Annotated in this window: 8 protein-coding genes; 3 read left to right on the top strand and 5 right to left on the bottom strand. The window is 68.5% G+C overall.

Features of this window, described 5'->3' with window-relative positions; genetic code table 11:
* Positions 1-46: 46 nt before the first annotated feature.
* Positions 47-1,012: a Bug family tripartite tricarboxylate transporter substrate binding protein gene (locus tag VLG41_RS11460; RefSeq protein WP_325349532.1), complete on the bottom strand. Its 966-nt coding sequence runs from the start codon at positions 1,010-1,012 to the stop codon at positions 47-49.
* A gap of 256 nt (positions 1,013-1,268) precedes the next feature.
* Here VLG41_RS11460 and VLG41_RS11455 point away from each other — a divergent pair, with 256 nt between their 5' ends.
* From VLG41_RS11455 to VLG41_RS11445, 3 genes are read left to right on the top strand one after another with little or no spacing between them, the layout of a single operon-like run.
* Positions 1,269-1,712, top strand: a complete 444-nt coding sequence (locus VLG41_RS11455; protein WP_325349531.1) for a CesT family type III secretion system chaperone — start codon at positions 1,269-1,271, stop codon at positions 1,710-1,712.
* 22 nt (positions 1,713-1,734) lie between these two features.
* Positions 1,735-2,253, top strand: a complete 519-nt coding sequence (locus VLG41_RS11450; RefSeq protein WP_325349530.1) for a CesT family type III secretion system chaperone — start codon at positions 1,735-1,737, stop codon at positions 2,251-2,253.
* 34 nt (positions 2,254-2,287) lie between these two features.
* Complete coding sequence (locus tag VLG41_RS11445; protein WP_325349529.1) at positions 2,288-5,968, top strand: hypothetical protein; 3,681 nt, start codon at positions 2,288-2,290, stop codon at positions 5,966-5,968.
* 224 nt (positions 5,969-6,192) lie between these two features.
* Here the strand turns inward: VLG41_RS11445 and VLG41_RS11440 are convergent, their stop codons facing one another.
* From VLG41_RS11440 to VLG41_RS11425, 4 genes are all read right to left on the bottom strand, one after another.
* Positions 6,193-6,630, bottom strand: a complete 438-nt coding sequence (locus VLG41_RS11440) for a universal stress protein (protein WP_325349528.1) — start codon at positions 6,628-6,630, stop codon at positions 6,193-6,195.
* A 70-nt stretch (positions 6,631-6,700) separates the two neighbouring features.
* Positions 6,701-9,529, bottom strand: coding sequence for a molybdopterin-dependent oxidoreductase (locus VLG41_RS11435; protein WP_325349527.1), 2,829 nt, complete (start codon positions 9,527-9,529; stop codon positions 6,701-6,703).
* Positions 9,526-11,250, bottom strand: a complete 1,725-nt coding sequence (locus VLG41_RS11430) for an NAD(P)H-dependent oxidoreductase subunit E (RefSeq protein ID WP_325349526.1) — start codon at positions 11,248-11,250, stop codon at positions 9,526-9,528. Before VLG41_RS11430 ends, VLG41_RS11435 begins: the two co-directional genes overlap by 4 nt.
* An 87-nt stretch (positions 11,251-11,337) precedes the next feature.
* Positions 11,338-15,333, bottom strand: a complete 3,996-nt coding sequence (locus VLG41_RS11425) for a hypothetical protein (protein ID WP_325349525.1) — start codon at positions 15,331-15,333, stop codon at positions 11,338-11,340.
* Positions 15,334-15,340: the final 7 nt, after the last annotated feature.

The raw sequence follows: 15,340 nt of genomic DNA, 5'->3' as shown, positions 1-15,340 counted from the left end.
GGCACCGTCACGCGCCCGACCGCCTGAAGGCCCCTGGGGCCGCGGGCTACAACATGCCCGAGAGGTACATGATCGCGCTCATCGCCGCAAACTCGAACTCGACGAAGGCGCCGAAGTCCTTCCCCGTGGTGAACGAGGACGTCCAGCCGTGGCGTTCGATGGCCTGGCGCCAGGCGGGCTGCTTGACCGCCTCTCCCACTGCTGCGATCAGGGCGTCGCGCTGAGCGGGTGAGATGCCCGGCGCGCCATACACGCCGCGCCAGTTGCCGATGATCACGTCGAAGCCCTGCTCCTTGAGCGTGGGCAGCATGGGCAGCATGGGCACGCGGCGCTGCGAGCTGATGCCCAGCAGGCGCAGCCTGCCGCTCGCGAGTTCGGGCGCAAGCTCGCCGTAGCCACTGCCGACCACGTCGATGCCGCCGCGCAGCAGCGTGGCCACGGCCTCGGCACCGCCCGCGTGCGGCTGGTAGACCAAGCCGCGCGGCGCCACGTGCACGCTGCGCGCGAACATCGCGGTCGCGATGTGCTCGGTCGAGCCCTTGGAGCCACCACCGAAGCGCACGCGCGTGGGCGATTCGTGCAGCGCGTCGGCCACGTCCTCCATCGACGCGAAGGCCGAGCCCGCCGCGACCGCGAACACGCTGTACTCGCTGGTGAGGCGCGCTACCGGCGTGGCCTGCTGCAGCCGCAGTGGCGACTTGCTCGACACCAGGCCTCCGACCATGACCGCGCCCATGACCAGCAAGGCGTTCGGGTCGCGCACCGATTGCTCGAGGAACTGTGCCAGGCCCAGCGTGCCCGCGGCGCCGCCCTTGTTCTGATAGGCCACTTCGCGGTAGCGCCCGGTCTGCAGCATCGCCGCGCCGAGTGCGCGGCCCGTGGCGTCCCAGCCGCCGCCCGCGCTCGCGGGGATCAGCAGCGAGAGCCGGTTCGGCGGGCTGTCGGCCCACGTGGACCAACACGCGCCGGCCAGGGTCGCGCCCAGGACTTTGATGAATCGATCCCGACGCATGGCGCCTCCCTTGAACACACCGAGCGATGGGCGCAAAGGCCCAGGGCCGGTGCGCGCGAGGCCTGCATGGTCGCGTGGCGCGCGGCGCCCGAGAAGTCATCCCAATGGCCAAGGCCATAGGACCTAAGCACCAACCCGATGTCATGCACCAAAACGGAACCTGCGGGTGGGCGGCCTACACAGATCCGCGCGCACTCGGCGCGAAGGCCTCGGTCAGAAGGCCATTCCCCTACCGAAACACCCAGCGGAGGCAGATATGCCCTTATCCCCCACCTGGCGGGATCGATTCGTCGATCTCGCGGCGGAGCTGTGCCGCGCGCGCGGCGAAGCGGAACCCATCCACCACGCAGATGCCCATCAGGCTTTGCAGCTCAGCCTGTGGGTCGACGGCATGCGCTTCGATGCCCTGCACCCGGACATCGACGACGAGACCGGTGACCGCATCGTCCTGCAGGGCCGGCTGGGGCCACTCCCTGGCACGCCACAGGACGCGCTCTGGAGGGCGGCGCTGGCCGCGAACCTCGCGCTGTGCCGGCAACAAGCCGGTGCTTTCGGGTGGGACGAGTCCCGTGAAGAACTCGTGTTCAGCGCCCACCGCTCCCTGGGCGACATGGACGGTACGGGCCTGCTGCGCGACCTCGGCGATATCGCGGCGCACCTCGCTGGGTGGCGCCAGGCCTCACACGCTTCATCGGCCTGAAGCCGCGTATCACGGCGACGCCATGCCGACGCACCCTTATCGACAACGCCTGCTGGCCTGGCTCGATGCCTTGCCCGAGGTCCTGCCGTTGTTGACCTTTGTCCCACGCACCCACCGCAAGCGGGCCATGGAGGCCGAGCACCTGGCCATCGCATTCAACCTGGGCGACCAGGCGTTTCGCATCACCCACAGCCGCATCAGCGAGCGGCAGGCCGCCGCTGCCCTCGTCGAATGCCGCTTCGGCCACGCGCCCCAGCACAGGGCCAGCGAGGCGCTCCAGCGCCTGCTGAGCACCAACTTCCAGGCCAGTGTCGCCATGCCCGCGGGCTTCTGCCTTGACGGCACCAGCGGCGAGGTGTGGCTGTGCACACCCATCCACCTCGAGCGCGACACGCTGGACGAGCTCGTGCACGCCATTGTCTCGGGAGCTCAGCTGGCGTCACTCTGGCGCGAACGCCGCCTCCTGGACCGGCCGACACCGGCCGGCTGCCCGGTGCTGACCGCCGCGGCGACCCGCGGCACGGTCTTCCTAAGGGCCTGAAAGCTTCCTCACCTTCTTGACGCCACGGATCCCCATGCTCAAAAACTGCCTCTCGCATCTACCGACCCTGCCAAGCCTGTTCACGACCGCGGCCGACCTCCGGAATCGATCGACCCATGGAGCCAGCCAAACGGCGCAACACCCCGTCCTCAAGACCGCCGGGGGAATCATTGCCGCCTCGCTGCAGCTACTGAAGAACGACGCTGACCTTGCCACATCGGCGCCATGGCGCCCACTGACCCCCGCCCAGATCGAGGCCTACAAGAATGCGATCGCCCAGGAACAGAACTTCTGGGTCGACATGCTGAAGAACGACCCCAAGTTCAAGCACCGCCTGCTCGATTTCATCGCTCGACAGCAAGCGTTCCACCGGGCCAAGAACGCCGGTGAACTCAGCATCGTGGACATGCACAAGGCGGCCGACGAACTGGCCACCGCGGCCCTGGTCCTCTTCCGCCTGGCCGACGAGAAGGGCTGGACACTGGAAACACGGGTGGCGAGCGTGGAGAGCGGGTATGCGTACGTGCAGGCCTCCATCAACGCCTTTCGCACGGCGACCAACCCCAACAAGGCGCGGATGGTGTGGTCGGTCCTGCACCAGGTGGTCAAGGCCAAGACCTCGATCGACTACCACATGCCCCTTCAGTACCTGCGGTGGGTCCTCGATCTGGCCCTCTACGTCCCATGGCAAGCCGGTGCCTTGCTGCGATCCGTGGTGGACAACGCCCATTTCCAGAGTCCGCAGGTGGGCGAGCAGAACTCGAAGCAGGCGTACTTCGTCCTCAATGTCCCCTCCAACCAGTGGAAGACGGTCAATCCCACGACGGGCAAGGAAGAAGAGCATGCATTTCGCTCCACGCGCTCGGTCCAACGGGACCTCGACGTGGTGGCGGACTGCATCAAGGCCATCCGAAGCGGCGACGACAAGGTGCAGAAGGCGCAGCTGTCATGGCTCAGGACGGCCATGCGCCGGTGCGAAACCAAGATGCAGCTGCTGGCCAGCAAGTACCGTGAGCAGATGCAAGCGCAGCAAGGCACGTTGACGCCGGAGGAAAAGGCCGTGCGCGACGCCATGGGGGACATGGAACGCTTGCAAGCCATGCTGGCGGTGAAGGACACGCCCAACGCCTGCTATGCACGCTCTCGCAAAGCCATCACGTACGTTCTGCGGCAGTATGCGTTCTACGGTCACTTGTGCGACGAACTCACCGCCGCCTCGAAGAAAGACAAGGGGGCCAAGACTGAGGCTGAGTCTCAGGACGAGGTCGAGGTCGTGGTCGATGACGGCAGGACCGCGGAGGCGGCGCCCAGCGGCCCACCAGACCCGAAAGACGCCCCCCTCCCCTTCACCAAAGGTCACCGCCGGGACGAACTGCTGACCAAGGTTCCGGGCATCTCCGATTCGCTTCGCCAGCAGTACATCGAGCTTCTGGCCCAGGTGTTCACCCTGGAAGGCTTTGACGGGCTCAATTTCCAGGAAGAGCTGAGCGACAGCCGCTCGCTGCGCGCGCTTCTGCAAGCGATCATCACCCTGCTGTCACTCACGCCAAACATCATGGCCTTGAAGGGCATCCTCGAGGGAGGCCTCACCCCGACGGCCTTCGACCTGGCGCCGTCGTCCCTGGGGTTCGGCTTTGTCATGGACGTCGCCCTGCTGTTCACCGTGTGGATCACGCCCGAGATCTATGCGTTGACCCACACCCACCTGGCGAAGGGCGACATGCTGGCCAAGGAGGTGGCCAAGGCCAAGCTGTTCGCCCCCCTCTCGGTCGGCCACCTGCTCGGCACCGACGGCCTGCTCAGCGAACAGAAGCTCAAGAACGCCACCAAAGGCAACATCGGGCAGCAGTTCGAACACCTCCGCTTGACCCTCGAGTACGACGGGGCCATCTACCGGGAAGCCATGCTGGCCTATGCCGTCGACCCGAGCACGCGGGACGAGCACCGGGCGCATCGGGTCAAACTCACCGTCAACGGCGAGACCGTCACCGTGCCACGCACCTACCGTGCGCTCTCGCGGGCCTTCGAACAATGTGCGTCGATGGACCACAGAAAGCAGTTCATTCACCACCTGGGCGTCTCGATGCAACTGCCAGAGCACACCCGCGAGTCCATGGAATTCATCCTGGCGCTGTACGAGAACAACCTGTTGAACTGCGAGCACGCCAAGAGCAAGAACGTGAAGGCCCTGCTGGGGCCGCACTCCACCCTGCCGCCCCATTCCCAGAAGATCGTCGAAGGCGCCCTGCGTTACGCCGTGATGCGCTTCCAGATGTACCTGAGCGGCGACCTGTCCACGTCACCGGATTTCGAAGAAGCGCAGGCCCATTCCATCGCGCTCGGCCACAAGAAGGGCAGCGCCGAAAGCAACAGCATGGTGGGGGCGTTCCAGACCTCCCAGAAGGCCGTCGCCCTCCACCCCTTCGGGGGTTCGCTCCTGCCGGCACTCACCAAGCTGCTGTCGGTCGGCACCACGGGGGCCATGGAGGTCTCGGGCCAGTTGCTCTGGCATGGCACGGCGGTGAAGGCCGCCGTCAACCTGTTCACGCTGGTGAGCAACCTGGTCGGCATCCTGCTGGCTTACAGCAACAAGAAGAACATCAAGAAGAAGAACGACTGGCGCCTGGAGTTCAAGCTGGACGGTCAGCAGGACATCGCGGGCACATCCATCCGCTCGCGCCACGGCCTCTTCACGCTGAACGTGGCCCGCCTGAAAGCGGTGGTAGACGACTACGGCACCCTGTTGGCCGAGCCCATTCCGCAGGAACACCAGCCGAGCGTCGCCGAGCGCGCGAAAGCCATCGTCTGGCACATCCTGTCGCCGGTGTTCGGACCCGCCGCGGCGCCCGGTGGGCACGCCGACGGCAAGCCATTCGTGGTGGCGCCAATTCCCGACATGCCGTTCAACAAGACCATCCACGTCCTGGAAGACGCCTGGTCCCAGGTCAAGGCGGCCAACATCCAAGAAATCTTCACGTCGATCCTGGATTCCAACAGCGAGCTCAACGAGGACGAGCTCAAGCGGGCCCTGCAGTCGTCATTGAACGAATTGGAGGATCTGTACCTGCAGGCGCAGGACAACTCGGACGAGACGAGCGCCTCATCCTCGACCACCCTGATCTCCAGTTCGTCGGGCGGCGACTCCGGCGCCAATGACCCGCTCGATTTGAAGACGATCCGCAACGACCTCGTCACCATGGGCTTCCTGTCGGACGACAACCAGCGATTCACGGTGACGGAAAAGAAGCAGCGCATCGGCGAGGCCATCCGGTACTTCCACCAGAAAGTCCCCCTTGAGGCCAAGGACGAATGGCGCCGGGTGTGGCAACGGCGGATCGGTGTTCTCCGCTCGGCGGCCGATGCACTCGACGAAGGGACTCCCCGGCGCCAGGACTACGAACAGGCCATCGACATGCTCGAAGAGATGCTCAAGAGCACGCGCGGGAAGGCCCGCCCCTCGGGCGACACCCCGCCGTCGGGCGAGGGGTTGCGGGTCAGGACCGACAAACACACCCCCGGCCTGCAGGCACCGACAGGCAAGCACAGGACCCAAGCCACTCGCCACCCGTCCACCGCCGTGATCATCCCCTCCGAGATCCTCCACGTGCCCAGCGATCCGCCGACACCGAGGGCGCAAGGCGGTGCGCCCACTCGGCGCAAGGGGGGCCGTCCGGTCGGCACCGCCCCGCTCGATCGGACGCAGGACACGAAGTAGGCCCAGGCCGATCGCGCCGCGCGCGGCATGAGAAAGACCTTGACGCAGTTGCGATTGGTGCAGGCAGCGGACCTGCTGCGCAGCACAACAAGCCCAAGCACCAGCGACAACTGACGGCCAACGCCGATCGCGTCGCCGCGGTCCACCGCAAGCTGCGAGACCGGCTCGCGAACCAGGCGTCCGTGCAATGAGGGCAATGCCGGACCCCGCGGGCCGGCTGCCCCTCAAGCCTTCACGATCAGCACCGGCACGTGCGCATGCGTCAGCACCTTCTGCGCGACGCTGCCGAGGATGAGCGCCTTGACGCCCTGGCGGCCGTGCGAGCCCATCACGATCAGGTCGCAACCCTCGGCCTTGGCGGTCTCCAGGATGCCCTCCCACACCAGGTTGCGCTCGATGGTGTCGCCCGCGAAGGGCACGTTCTGGGCGCGGCAGGCGCTGGCCACGCCCTCCAGCGCTTCGCCCGCCACGCGCTTGGCGTCGCTCAGGTAGGCCTGCAGGCCCACGGCGGAGGCGTCGCCGATGCCGATGTAGGGGAACGGGTCGATGACGTACACACCGACGACCTGACCGCCCGCCTCCCGGGCCATTTGCGCCGCCGTGGCGGCGGCCTGGTGTCCGACATCGGAGCCGTCGGTGGGGACGAGGATCTTCTTGAACATGCGGGCCTCCTGCTGTGGGTGATCGATGGCCCATGATGGGCCAGGGTCACGACCCGCGGCTTGAGGCAGATCAGGAAGTGGCTGCCTGCGCGGCCGCGGGCCGCACGTCCACCGCACAGTACTTGAGTTCGGCGATCTTGCCCAGCGGGTCCAGCGCCGGGTTGGTGAGCAGGTTGGCCGCGGCCTCCGCGTAAGCGAAGGGCACGAAGGCGGTGTCGGACGGCATGCCGTCGTCGATGCGCACCGGCAAGGCAATGGTGCCGCGCCGCGAACTCACCTGCGCGAGCGCGCCCGCGCTCAGCCCCAGGCGCTCGGCCGTGGCGGGGTGCAGGCTCACCACCGGGCCCGGCTCGATCGCGTCGAGCACCACGCTGCGGCGCGTCATGCTGCCGGTGTGCCAGTGCTCCAGTTGCCGGCCGGTGATGAGCACCAGCGGGTACGCGGCATCGGGCGCCTCGGCCGGTGGCACCAAGGCGGCGGGCACCAGGCGCGCGCGGCCCTCGGGCATGGGGAAGCCGTGGGTGAAGACCACCGGTTGGCCGGGGTCCTGCTCGTCGCGCACGGGGTAGGTCACCGCACCCTCGCGCCACAGGCGCGGCCAGGGCAGGCCCGCGATGCTGGGCATGAGCGCGCGCATCTCTTCGTACACCGCGCCGATGCCCTGCGCGCCATCGCCGCTGCCCGAGCCGTCGGGCGCGATGCCGTAGGCCCAACCGAGGCCCAGACGCACCGCGAGTTGCTCGGTGATCCAGGCGTCGGCGCGCGCCTCGCCGGGCGAGCCCACGGCCTTGCGGCCCAGTTGCACGCAGCGATCGGTGTTGGTCACGCTGCCGGTCTTCTCGGGCCAGGCGGTGGCGGGCAACACCACGTCGGCCAGCGCAGCGGTCTCGGTCAGGAAGATGTCCTGCACCACCAGGTGCTTCAGTCCCGCGAGCGCTTGGCGCGCGTGCGCGGCGTCGGGGTCGCTCATGGCGGGGTTCTCGCCCTGGACCAGCATGGCGGTGATGTCGCCGCGGTACGCCGCGTCGATGATCTCGACCACGGTGAGGCCGGGCTCGGCGCCCAGGGTGCCGGGCGCCAGGTGCCACAGCGCCTCGGCGCGTTCGCGCGCGGCCACGTCGCCCACGCGGGCGTAGTCGGGCAGCACCATGGGGATGAGGCCGGCGTCGCTGGCGCCTTGCACGTTGTTCTGGCCGCGCAAGGGGTGCAGGCCGGTGCCGGGGCGGCCGATCTGGCCCGTGATGAGCGAGAGCGCGATCAGCGCGCGCGCGTTCTCGGTGCCGTGCGCGTGCTGGCTCACACCCATGCCCCACAGGATCATGGCGCTCTTCGCGGTGGCGAAGGCGCGCGCCACTTCGCGGATCGTGTCGGCGTCGATGCCGCAGACCGGCGCCATGGCCTCGGGCGTGAAGGCCGTCACGTGGTTCTTGATCGCGTCGAAGTCGCGCGTGTGCGCGGCGATGTAGGCGGGGTCGCCCAGGCCCTCGCTGACGATGACGTGCAGCATGGCGTTGAGCAGCGCCACGTCGCTGCCGGGCGCAAAGCCCAGGTAGCGCCAGGCGTGGCGCGCGAGTTCGGTGCGGCGCGGGTCGGCCAGCACCAGCCGCGTGCCGGCGCGCAGGGCGTTCTTGATCCAGGTGGCGCCCACCGGGTGGTTCTGCGCGGGGTTGGCGCCGATCAGCAGCACCAGGTCGGCGTGCGCCACGTCGCGCAGCGGGTTGCTCACCACGGCCGAGCCCAGGCCCTCCATGAGCGCGGCCACGCTGGAGGCGTGGCACAGGCGGGTGCAGTGGTCCACGTTGTGGGTGCCGAAGGCCGTGCGCACCAGCTTCTGGAACAGGTAGGCCTCTTCGTTGGTGCCCTTGGCCGAGCCGAAGCCCGCGACCGGGCTCGCGCGGCCGCGCGCGGCGGTGGCCGTGAGCGCGGCGCGGAAGCCGGCGGCGGCGGCGTCCAGCGCCTCGTCCCAGCTGGCCTCGCGGAACAGCTCCTTCCAGTCGCGCCGTTCGATGGCCGCCGGGTCCTTGGGCGCGTCGGCGCGGCGGATCAGGGGGCGCGTGAGGCGCTCGGGGCTGTGCGCGTAGTCGAAGCCGAAGCGGCCCTTGACGCACAGGCGGCCTTCGTTGGCCGGGCCGGCTATGCCTTCGACGTGCGCGATGCGGTCGTTCTGATCGACGTGGTAGCGCAACTGGCAGCCCACGCCGCAGAAGGGGCAGACCGAATCCACCTGCTTGAGCGATGGCCTGGCGAAGGCGCCGTTGGCCGGCGCGATGGCGCCCGTGGGGCAGGCCTGCACGCACTCGCCGCAGGCCACGCAGGTGCTCGATCCCATGGGGTCGTTCTGGTCGAACACGATCTGCGCGTGGCCGCCGCGAAAGGCCAGGCCCAGCACGTCGTTGCCCTGCGTCTCGCGGCAAGCGCGGATGCAACGCGTGCACTGGATGCAGGCGTCGCGGTTGACGGTCATGGCCGGGTGGGAGTGGTCGTCGCCGACCACCTGGCGCAGGGCAAAGCGGCGCTCTCGCGCGCCGCTCGCGCGTGCCCAGTGCGCGAGTTCGCTGTCGTGCTTGAGCGCATTGGTCGTGGGCGCGTCGGCCAACAACAGTTCAAGCACCGTGCGGCGCGCGTTCACGGCGCGCGGCGTGTCGCTCCTGACCACCATGCCCGCCGTCGGCGCGCGGCAGCACGAGGGCGCGAGCACACGCTCGCCCTCGATCTCGACCACGCAGGCGCGGCAGTTGCCCGCCGGGCGCAGACCCTCGCTGGCGCACAGGCGCGGCAACACCACGCCCGCGCGTTCGGCGGCGCTCAGCAGGGTCTCGCCGGGCGCGGCTTCCACCGCGCGGCCGTCGAGCGTGAAGGCGATCGGCGCCGCTTCGCGCGGCAGGTCGTTCGTGTTCACAGGCCCACCTCCGTCGGGAAGAAGCGGCGCACGCTGTCCACCGGGTTGGGCGCGGCCTGGCCCAGGCCGCAGATGCTGGCCTCGCGCATCACGGCCGAGAGTTCGTCCATGCGCTCGGCGTCCCAGCGCGGCGCCTGCATCAGGCGCACCAGTTGGCCCGTGCCGGCGCGGCAGGGCGTGCACTGGCCGCAGGACTCCATCTCGAAGAAGCGCATGAGGTTGAGCGCGGCGTCGCGCGTGCTGTCGTGCTGGCTCATCACCACCACGGCCATGGAGCCCACGAAGGCGCCGTGCTCGGCGAGCGTGTCGAAGTCCAGCGGCACGTCGGCCAGGGCGGCCGGCAGGATGCCGCCCGAGGCGCCGCCGGGCAAATAGGCGTGCAGCGTGTGGCCCTCGGCCATGCCGCCGCAGTGTTCGTCGATGAGCTCGCGCAGCGTGATGCCCGCTGGCGCGAGGTGCACGCCGGGCCGGTTCACGCGCCCCGACACCGAGAAGCGCCGCAGCCCGTGGCGCCCGCGCCGGCCCAGCGCGGACCAGGCCGCCCCGCCCTGCTCCAGCAGCGCGGGCACCCACCACAGCGTCTCCAGGTTGTGCGCCAGCGTCGGGCGGCCGAACACGCCGTTCATGGCGACGATGGGTGGCTTCAAACGCGGCAGGCCGCGCTTGCCTTCGATGGATTCGATGAGCGCGGATTCCTCCCCGCAGATGTAGGCGCCCGCGCCGCGCCGCAGCTCGATGCGCGGCGGCTGGTATGTCGGGAAGCGCGCCTTCAGGGCCTGCAGGCGCGGCGCCAGGGCGTCGATCTCGCGCTGCAGCCTCGGCCGCAGGTCGTGGTACTCGTCGCGCAGGTAGAGCCACACATGGTCCAGCCCCACCACCTCGGCGGCGATCAGCAGGCCTTCGAGCACCTGCGACGCGCCCGTGCTGAGCACCTGCCAATCCTTGAACGTGCCGACCTCTCCCTCGTCGATGTTGACCACACCATGGCGCGGGCCGGGTTGCGCGCGCACGGTGTCCCACTTGCGCCAGGCGGGAAAGCCCGCGCCGCCCAGGCCGCGCAGGTTGGCGGCCTTGAGTTCGGCGATGACGCCATCGGGCGTGAGCTCGCCCGCCAGCAGGCGCTGCAGCTGCGTCAGGTCGTTGGGCAGCGGCTCAGGCAATTGGCGCGCACCGGTCTCGCCGCGCGCCACGTGGTCGGCAATCGACTCGGCCGTGGCCTGAGGCAACTGCCGCTGTCCCACGCAGGCCGCGGGCGCCTGGTGGCACTGACCGATGCAGGGCGCTTCTTCCACCGCCACCTCAGTGCGGCTGGCGAGCGCCTCGCGGGTGCGGGTCAACAGCCCCTCTCCGCCGGCCATGGCGCAAGCCAGGCTGGTGCACACGCGCACGGTGGTGGTGGCCACGGCCGCGTCGTCGTCCACCACGTGGAAGTGGTGGTAGAAGCTCGCGACCTCGTAGACCTCGACCTGGCTCAGGCGCAGCCGCTCGGCCAGCGCGGCCAGGTGCCCCCGGCGCAGCGCGCCCTCGGCGTCGTTGAGGCAATGCAGGTGCTCGATCAGGAGGTCGGCGCGCGGCGCCAGATCCGCGCACAGCGCGGCCACGCGCTCGCGCGCGGCGGGCGCCACCTGGCGGCCCTTGGGGGTGCGGCGTACGGCCCCACGCGCCTGCCGGTCCAGCGGGCGGATGGGGATGAGCGCGCGGGTGTCGTGGGGCGGGTTCATCGTGCCGGCAGGCTAGCACCATGAAACGCACTTAATATGTTTTCTCCTGCCTATATGGACTTTCCAGGGCTCGGGAGCGGCGCAAGCTCACCGCTCACTGAAATCGTCCGGAGGCGGATCGATGGGCGTCCTCTGCAATCGAGGGGTCCCGTCGGACAGATCGACCAGGGGGCCGGAGTATTCGCTGTCGTCGTCCGGCCGGGGCATTCGCTTCATAACCGGGGTCCTTTCCACCGGGGTCCCACCCGACAGACCGACGAGCTGCTGCGAACCCTCCTCATCGGCATCCGGGGCATCCTCCTCCTCCGGCCGGCTGTCGGGGGCGGCGCTGCGCCCTCGGGACGACTGCACCAGCGTGTTGGCCCGCCCGCGCATCACTTCTCGCGCCTGCGGCGGCAGCACCACCCCCATCTGATGAGACCCCGCCACCAGGCCCAGCCAACGCGCCGCCTGGCGCGCCTGGGACAGGACCCCGGACGCCGCGTACCCCATCGCCACCAGCAGGCCATCGGGGTTTCGGGGGGGGGTGAACCCATCGTGCACCGCCACCGCCGAGGCCCTTGGGTCGGTGGTTCTCATGTAGGTCAGCTCCCGGCCGCGCAGAGCACCCATGAACGCGTTCAACAAGGTCGCCATCCACCGGAAGAAGAGGGCAAGGCCGGGCTGTTTCAGGTGAACGGCCAACGCCGCGGCGGCCAGCACAGAGTCCATCAAGCCCACCATGGTGATGCGCCCGGCGATGTGGTCCTGCATATGGCGTGGAACATCCGCCCATTGCATGGGCACCCCGGGCTGCAGCATGAGGTCGTCCTCCCCCAGCCCCAAGGCGCCCTTGAGCCAGGACACGAACCTGGCCGACAGGATAGTGATGTCGGGGTTCATGCCATCGGCCGCTTCGTTCAGCGCCGAGGACGTGGATACCATGCCCAGATACCGCATGACCTCGGCCGCGGACCCCGGCGGCCCCCATTGCGCCACCAGCCCATTGAGGTAGTCCGCGAAGTAAATCAGGAAGCTGACCGTGCTGACCAGATAGGCCGCGTCCCGGCCGCAGTTCACGTAGAAGGCCACCTGGGACGACAAACCGGCGCCCCGCCGATCGGTCAGGCGGAAGAGGCGCGCCAAGGGCTGCGTCCCGCTTTGCATCAACTGTCGCAGCAGGCGCATGATGTTCATGAGATACAGCGCCTCGCCGATGTCCAAGGGGACATTGATGCCATGCGTCACCGGCAGGATGCCCGTGCACAGGAAGAGGCTCGACAAGGCCACCGTGTTCAAGCTGGGCACCAGACGGATCAGGTTGTCGAGCAGCGGGCTCGGGTTCAACCGATAGTCCGGGGATTTGGCTTGCTCGAGGTGATGCCAGGCCCACAGCGACAAACCGCCGCTGACCACGCCCATCACGGGGACCGCCCAGGGACCGACGTAGTAGGCGGCAACGCGCGCACCGAACAAGGCCAGCCCATGCGCCCCGCCTTCGCGAAGGCCATTGGCCACCACACCCAGCATTCGCCAGACGATGTCGCGTGCGGACATGGGCTTGTTGCGGCCGCCGTAGTTGCGCTCCGAATACAGCAGCTCCGACAGCAGGCGCCGGGCCAGGAGGTACATCTCCCGGTCATCCGGGTCTTTGCAGGACTGCACGATGACCAGCAGCGCCAGTTCCACCCGTTTGGGTGGCAATTCCATCGCGCAGAGCAGTCGATCGCACTGCTCGCCTGCCGTGAGCGCGACGGTGCCCTGTCCATCCGGCGCGGACTTCGTGCTCGGTGGGGCGGACAACCATTCCCGGACCTTGCGCTGGTCGCCGGCGACCAAGGGTTCCTCGACCGTCCATTTGTCCACCAGCTCCCGGTAGCGGTCCCAGGTCGCCGGGGGATCGCTCAGTTTCGGCTTCCTGGGATAGAAGATGTTCAGTTGCTGAGGCACCTGGGTCTTGCCGTACGGCACGGCGATGCAAGGCAGGCTGTGGTTGTGTGTGGCGATCAGGATGGCGGCAGCCCGGTAGAGCAAGCCTTGCTGGTTCTCATCGAAGGTGCGCAATTCCGCCAGGGCGGCCGTGAGCGCCAGGCCGACGTTCGAGTCTTTGCCCAGGCGCTCGCGCAAGGCCTCCAGCAGCGAATGTCCGCAGACCGACACCTTCAATGCGGCCGACACCGAGTCGAGCCACAAGGCCTCGCCATGTTCCCGGTCCGTCTTGACGCCCAGGGCCTTCTGGTACCTGTCGAGGGCGCGGCCCAGTTCGTCCCGCTGACCCGAGCGTTCCGGGTAACGCCGATAGAGCGTGATCCACAACAGGTGGATCCACTCCTGGGGCTCGAAGCCCGCGGGCACGGCAGGCGGCGCGGGCGGCACGCGGGACTGGGTGGACAGCAGCCGATACCAGTTGCGCACGCGTTCCAGGGGTTGGTCTCCGCGCTGGCGGGCGACGTAGCTCCGGTAGACCATCGCCTCCAGGGCCAGCAAATCCGGGTATCGGCCTTGCAGCACCGGGTCTTCCACCAGGGTGGCCATCACGTGCCATTGCTGCTGCGGCGCCAGGTGCGCGAGCAGGCGCGGCATGGCCTTCACGCCACCGAGCTCCAAGGTCCTCCTGAACGCGTCGATCCTCACGTCCGCCAGCGGCCGGCGCCTGACCAACTGCCGCGGCTGCCGCTTGCGCGCTTCGATCTCCACGATAAGACGGTCCAGCACGTCCAGCGCGGGCCCGGGTGGCTCCATGTGAGGCGCGGATTCCTGCGAAGCATCGGCGGACCCGAGCATCTGCTCGACTTCAGCGATCAGCGCGTCGATGGTCGCGTCACTCGCCTGACTTTCGCGCGTCAGCCGCTGCCGGAACGACTCAAGGCAGGCGAGTACCTCCTCGCGCTGCTCCGTCGGCACCCTGGCGTGCTGCCCGGAACGGGCATCCTCGTGGAGAGCGGCTTCGACCCCGTCGAGTGCGCTCCAGAGCGCGTCCCCCGTGCATCCGCCAAACAGCTCGATCATGGCCGTGCTGTCGTCCTCGACGTGTTTGCCTTTGAGCAAACGATTGATCACGTCCCATGGCTCCGGCGGCACGCTGGACGACGGCGTCTTTGCTCTGAGCACCTCCGCGGTGGGAAGGTCTTTCTCGTCCACGTGAACGCTCTGCCGCATCTGCTCGATGCAGGCGCTGATCTTCTGGCGATCACGATCGCCGATCAAATCCTTCAACACGGGGTCGTACAAGGCCTGCTCGACCTCATCGAGTGCCGTCAACAGCGCCAGCCCCTGGCGCTCCCCGAACAGGGCCCATAGGCCGCTGACGTCGGCTCCCGGTGGATGATCGAGCAGCGCGTGCACCACGTGCCTCGGCTGGAAGCACCCGGTGCCCGCGTTTGACGGGGGGCGGGCGAGCGGATGCGGCGAAACGCCACCGTCGAGCAAGGCATCGGCTTCGGCCATCAGCACCAGTTGCCGGACGCTGGCGATGTCGGCCCGCAACCGCTTGCGGTCGTTTTCGCCGATGGTGAGTTCCGGATCCTCCATGATGGCGTCCTCGACCAGATCCAGCGCGGTCCAGAGCGCTTCTCCGATGCGCCCGCCGAACCATTCCAGCGCTTTCGCGACGTTGTTCTGGTGCTCGTTGTTGTACAGCGCGTTGACGATGCGCTTGATGCTCAGAGGCGCTGGCATGGACGGTGATGCCGTGTGGCCACCGGACGATTGCGCAACCGCGACGCTCGCCGCGTCCAGCAGCGGCTGGAACAGGTCGATGAAGTGCTTCTTGTCGGACGGCTTGGCCTTGAGTTCGCGCTGCCCCACTTTCATCACCTGGGCAATCGCCTTTTCCAGCGCGCCCGCCTGCAATGTGCCGAACAGGCTGGTGCCTGCATCCCTGTCGTCGTAGTCCCCGATCCAATAGCGGTGGTACACGGCCTCGGGATCGAACGCCTCGCCCGCCAGCAGCGTGTTCACGGACTGCAGGATGTTGCTGCCCCACAGCTCGTGCGCCGAGGTACCGCCGTCGGGTCTCTGTCGCGACTTGTCATCGGGCGAACCGGGCCGTGCAACCGAAGGCGACGAGAACGAACGCAGGAAGGTGGAGATTCGATAGGCCATGGGAAGG

It is taken from the genome of Hydrogenophaga sp. (assembly GCF_035481345.1).
Classification (GTDB): Bacteria; Pseudomonadota; Gammaproteobacteria; order Burkholderiales; family Burkholderiaceae_C; genus Hydrogenophaga.
Note: the sequence above shows the minus strand (reverse complement) of the source record. Positions and strands in the feature narration are given on the sequence as shown.

Coding starts and splice junctions, on each gene's coding strand:
- VLG41_RS11460 (WP_325349532.1), bottom strand. CDS start 1,012: ATGCGTCGGGATCGATTCATCAAAGTCCTGGGCGCGACCCTGGCCGGC.
- VLG41_RS11455 (WP_325349531.1), top strand. CDS start 1,269: ATGCCCTTATCCCCCACCTGGCGGGATCGATTCGTCGATCTCGCGGCG.
- VLG41_RS11450 (WP_325349530.1), top strand. CDS start 1,735: ATGCCGACGCACCCTTATCGACAACGCCTGCTGGCCTGGCTCGATGCC.
- VLG41_RS11445 (WP_325349529.1), top strand. CDS start 2,288: ATGCTCAAAAACTGCCTCTCGCATCTACCGACCCTGCCAAGCCTGTTC.
- VLG41_RS11440 (WP_325349528.1), bottom strand. CDS start 6,630: ATGTTCAAGAAGATCCTCGTCCCCACCGACGGCTCCGATGTCGGACAC.
- VLG41_RS11430 (WP_325349526.1), bottom strand. CDS start 11,250: ATGAACCCGCCCCACGACACCCGCGCGCTCATCCCCATCCGCCCGCTG.
- VLG41_RS11425 (WP_325349525.1), bottom strand. CDS start 15,333: ATGGCCTATCGAATCTCCACCTTCCTGCGTTCGTTCTCGTCGCCTTCG.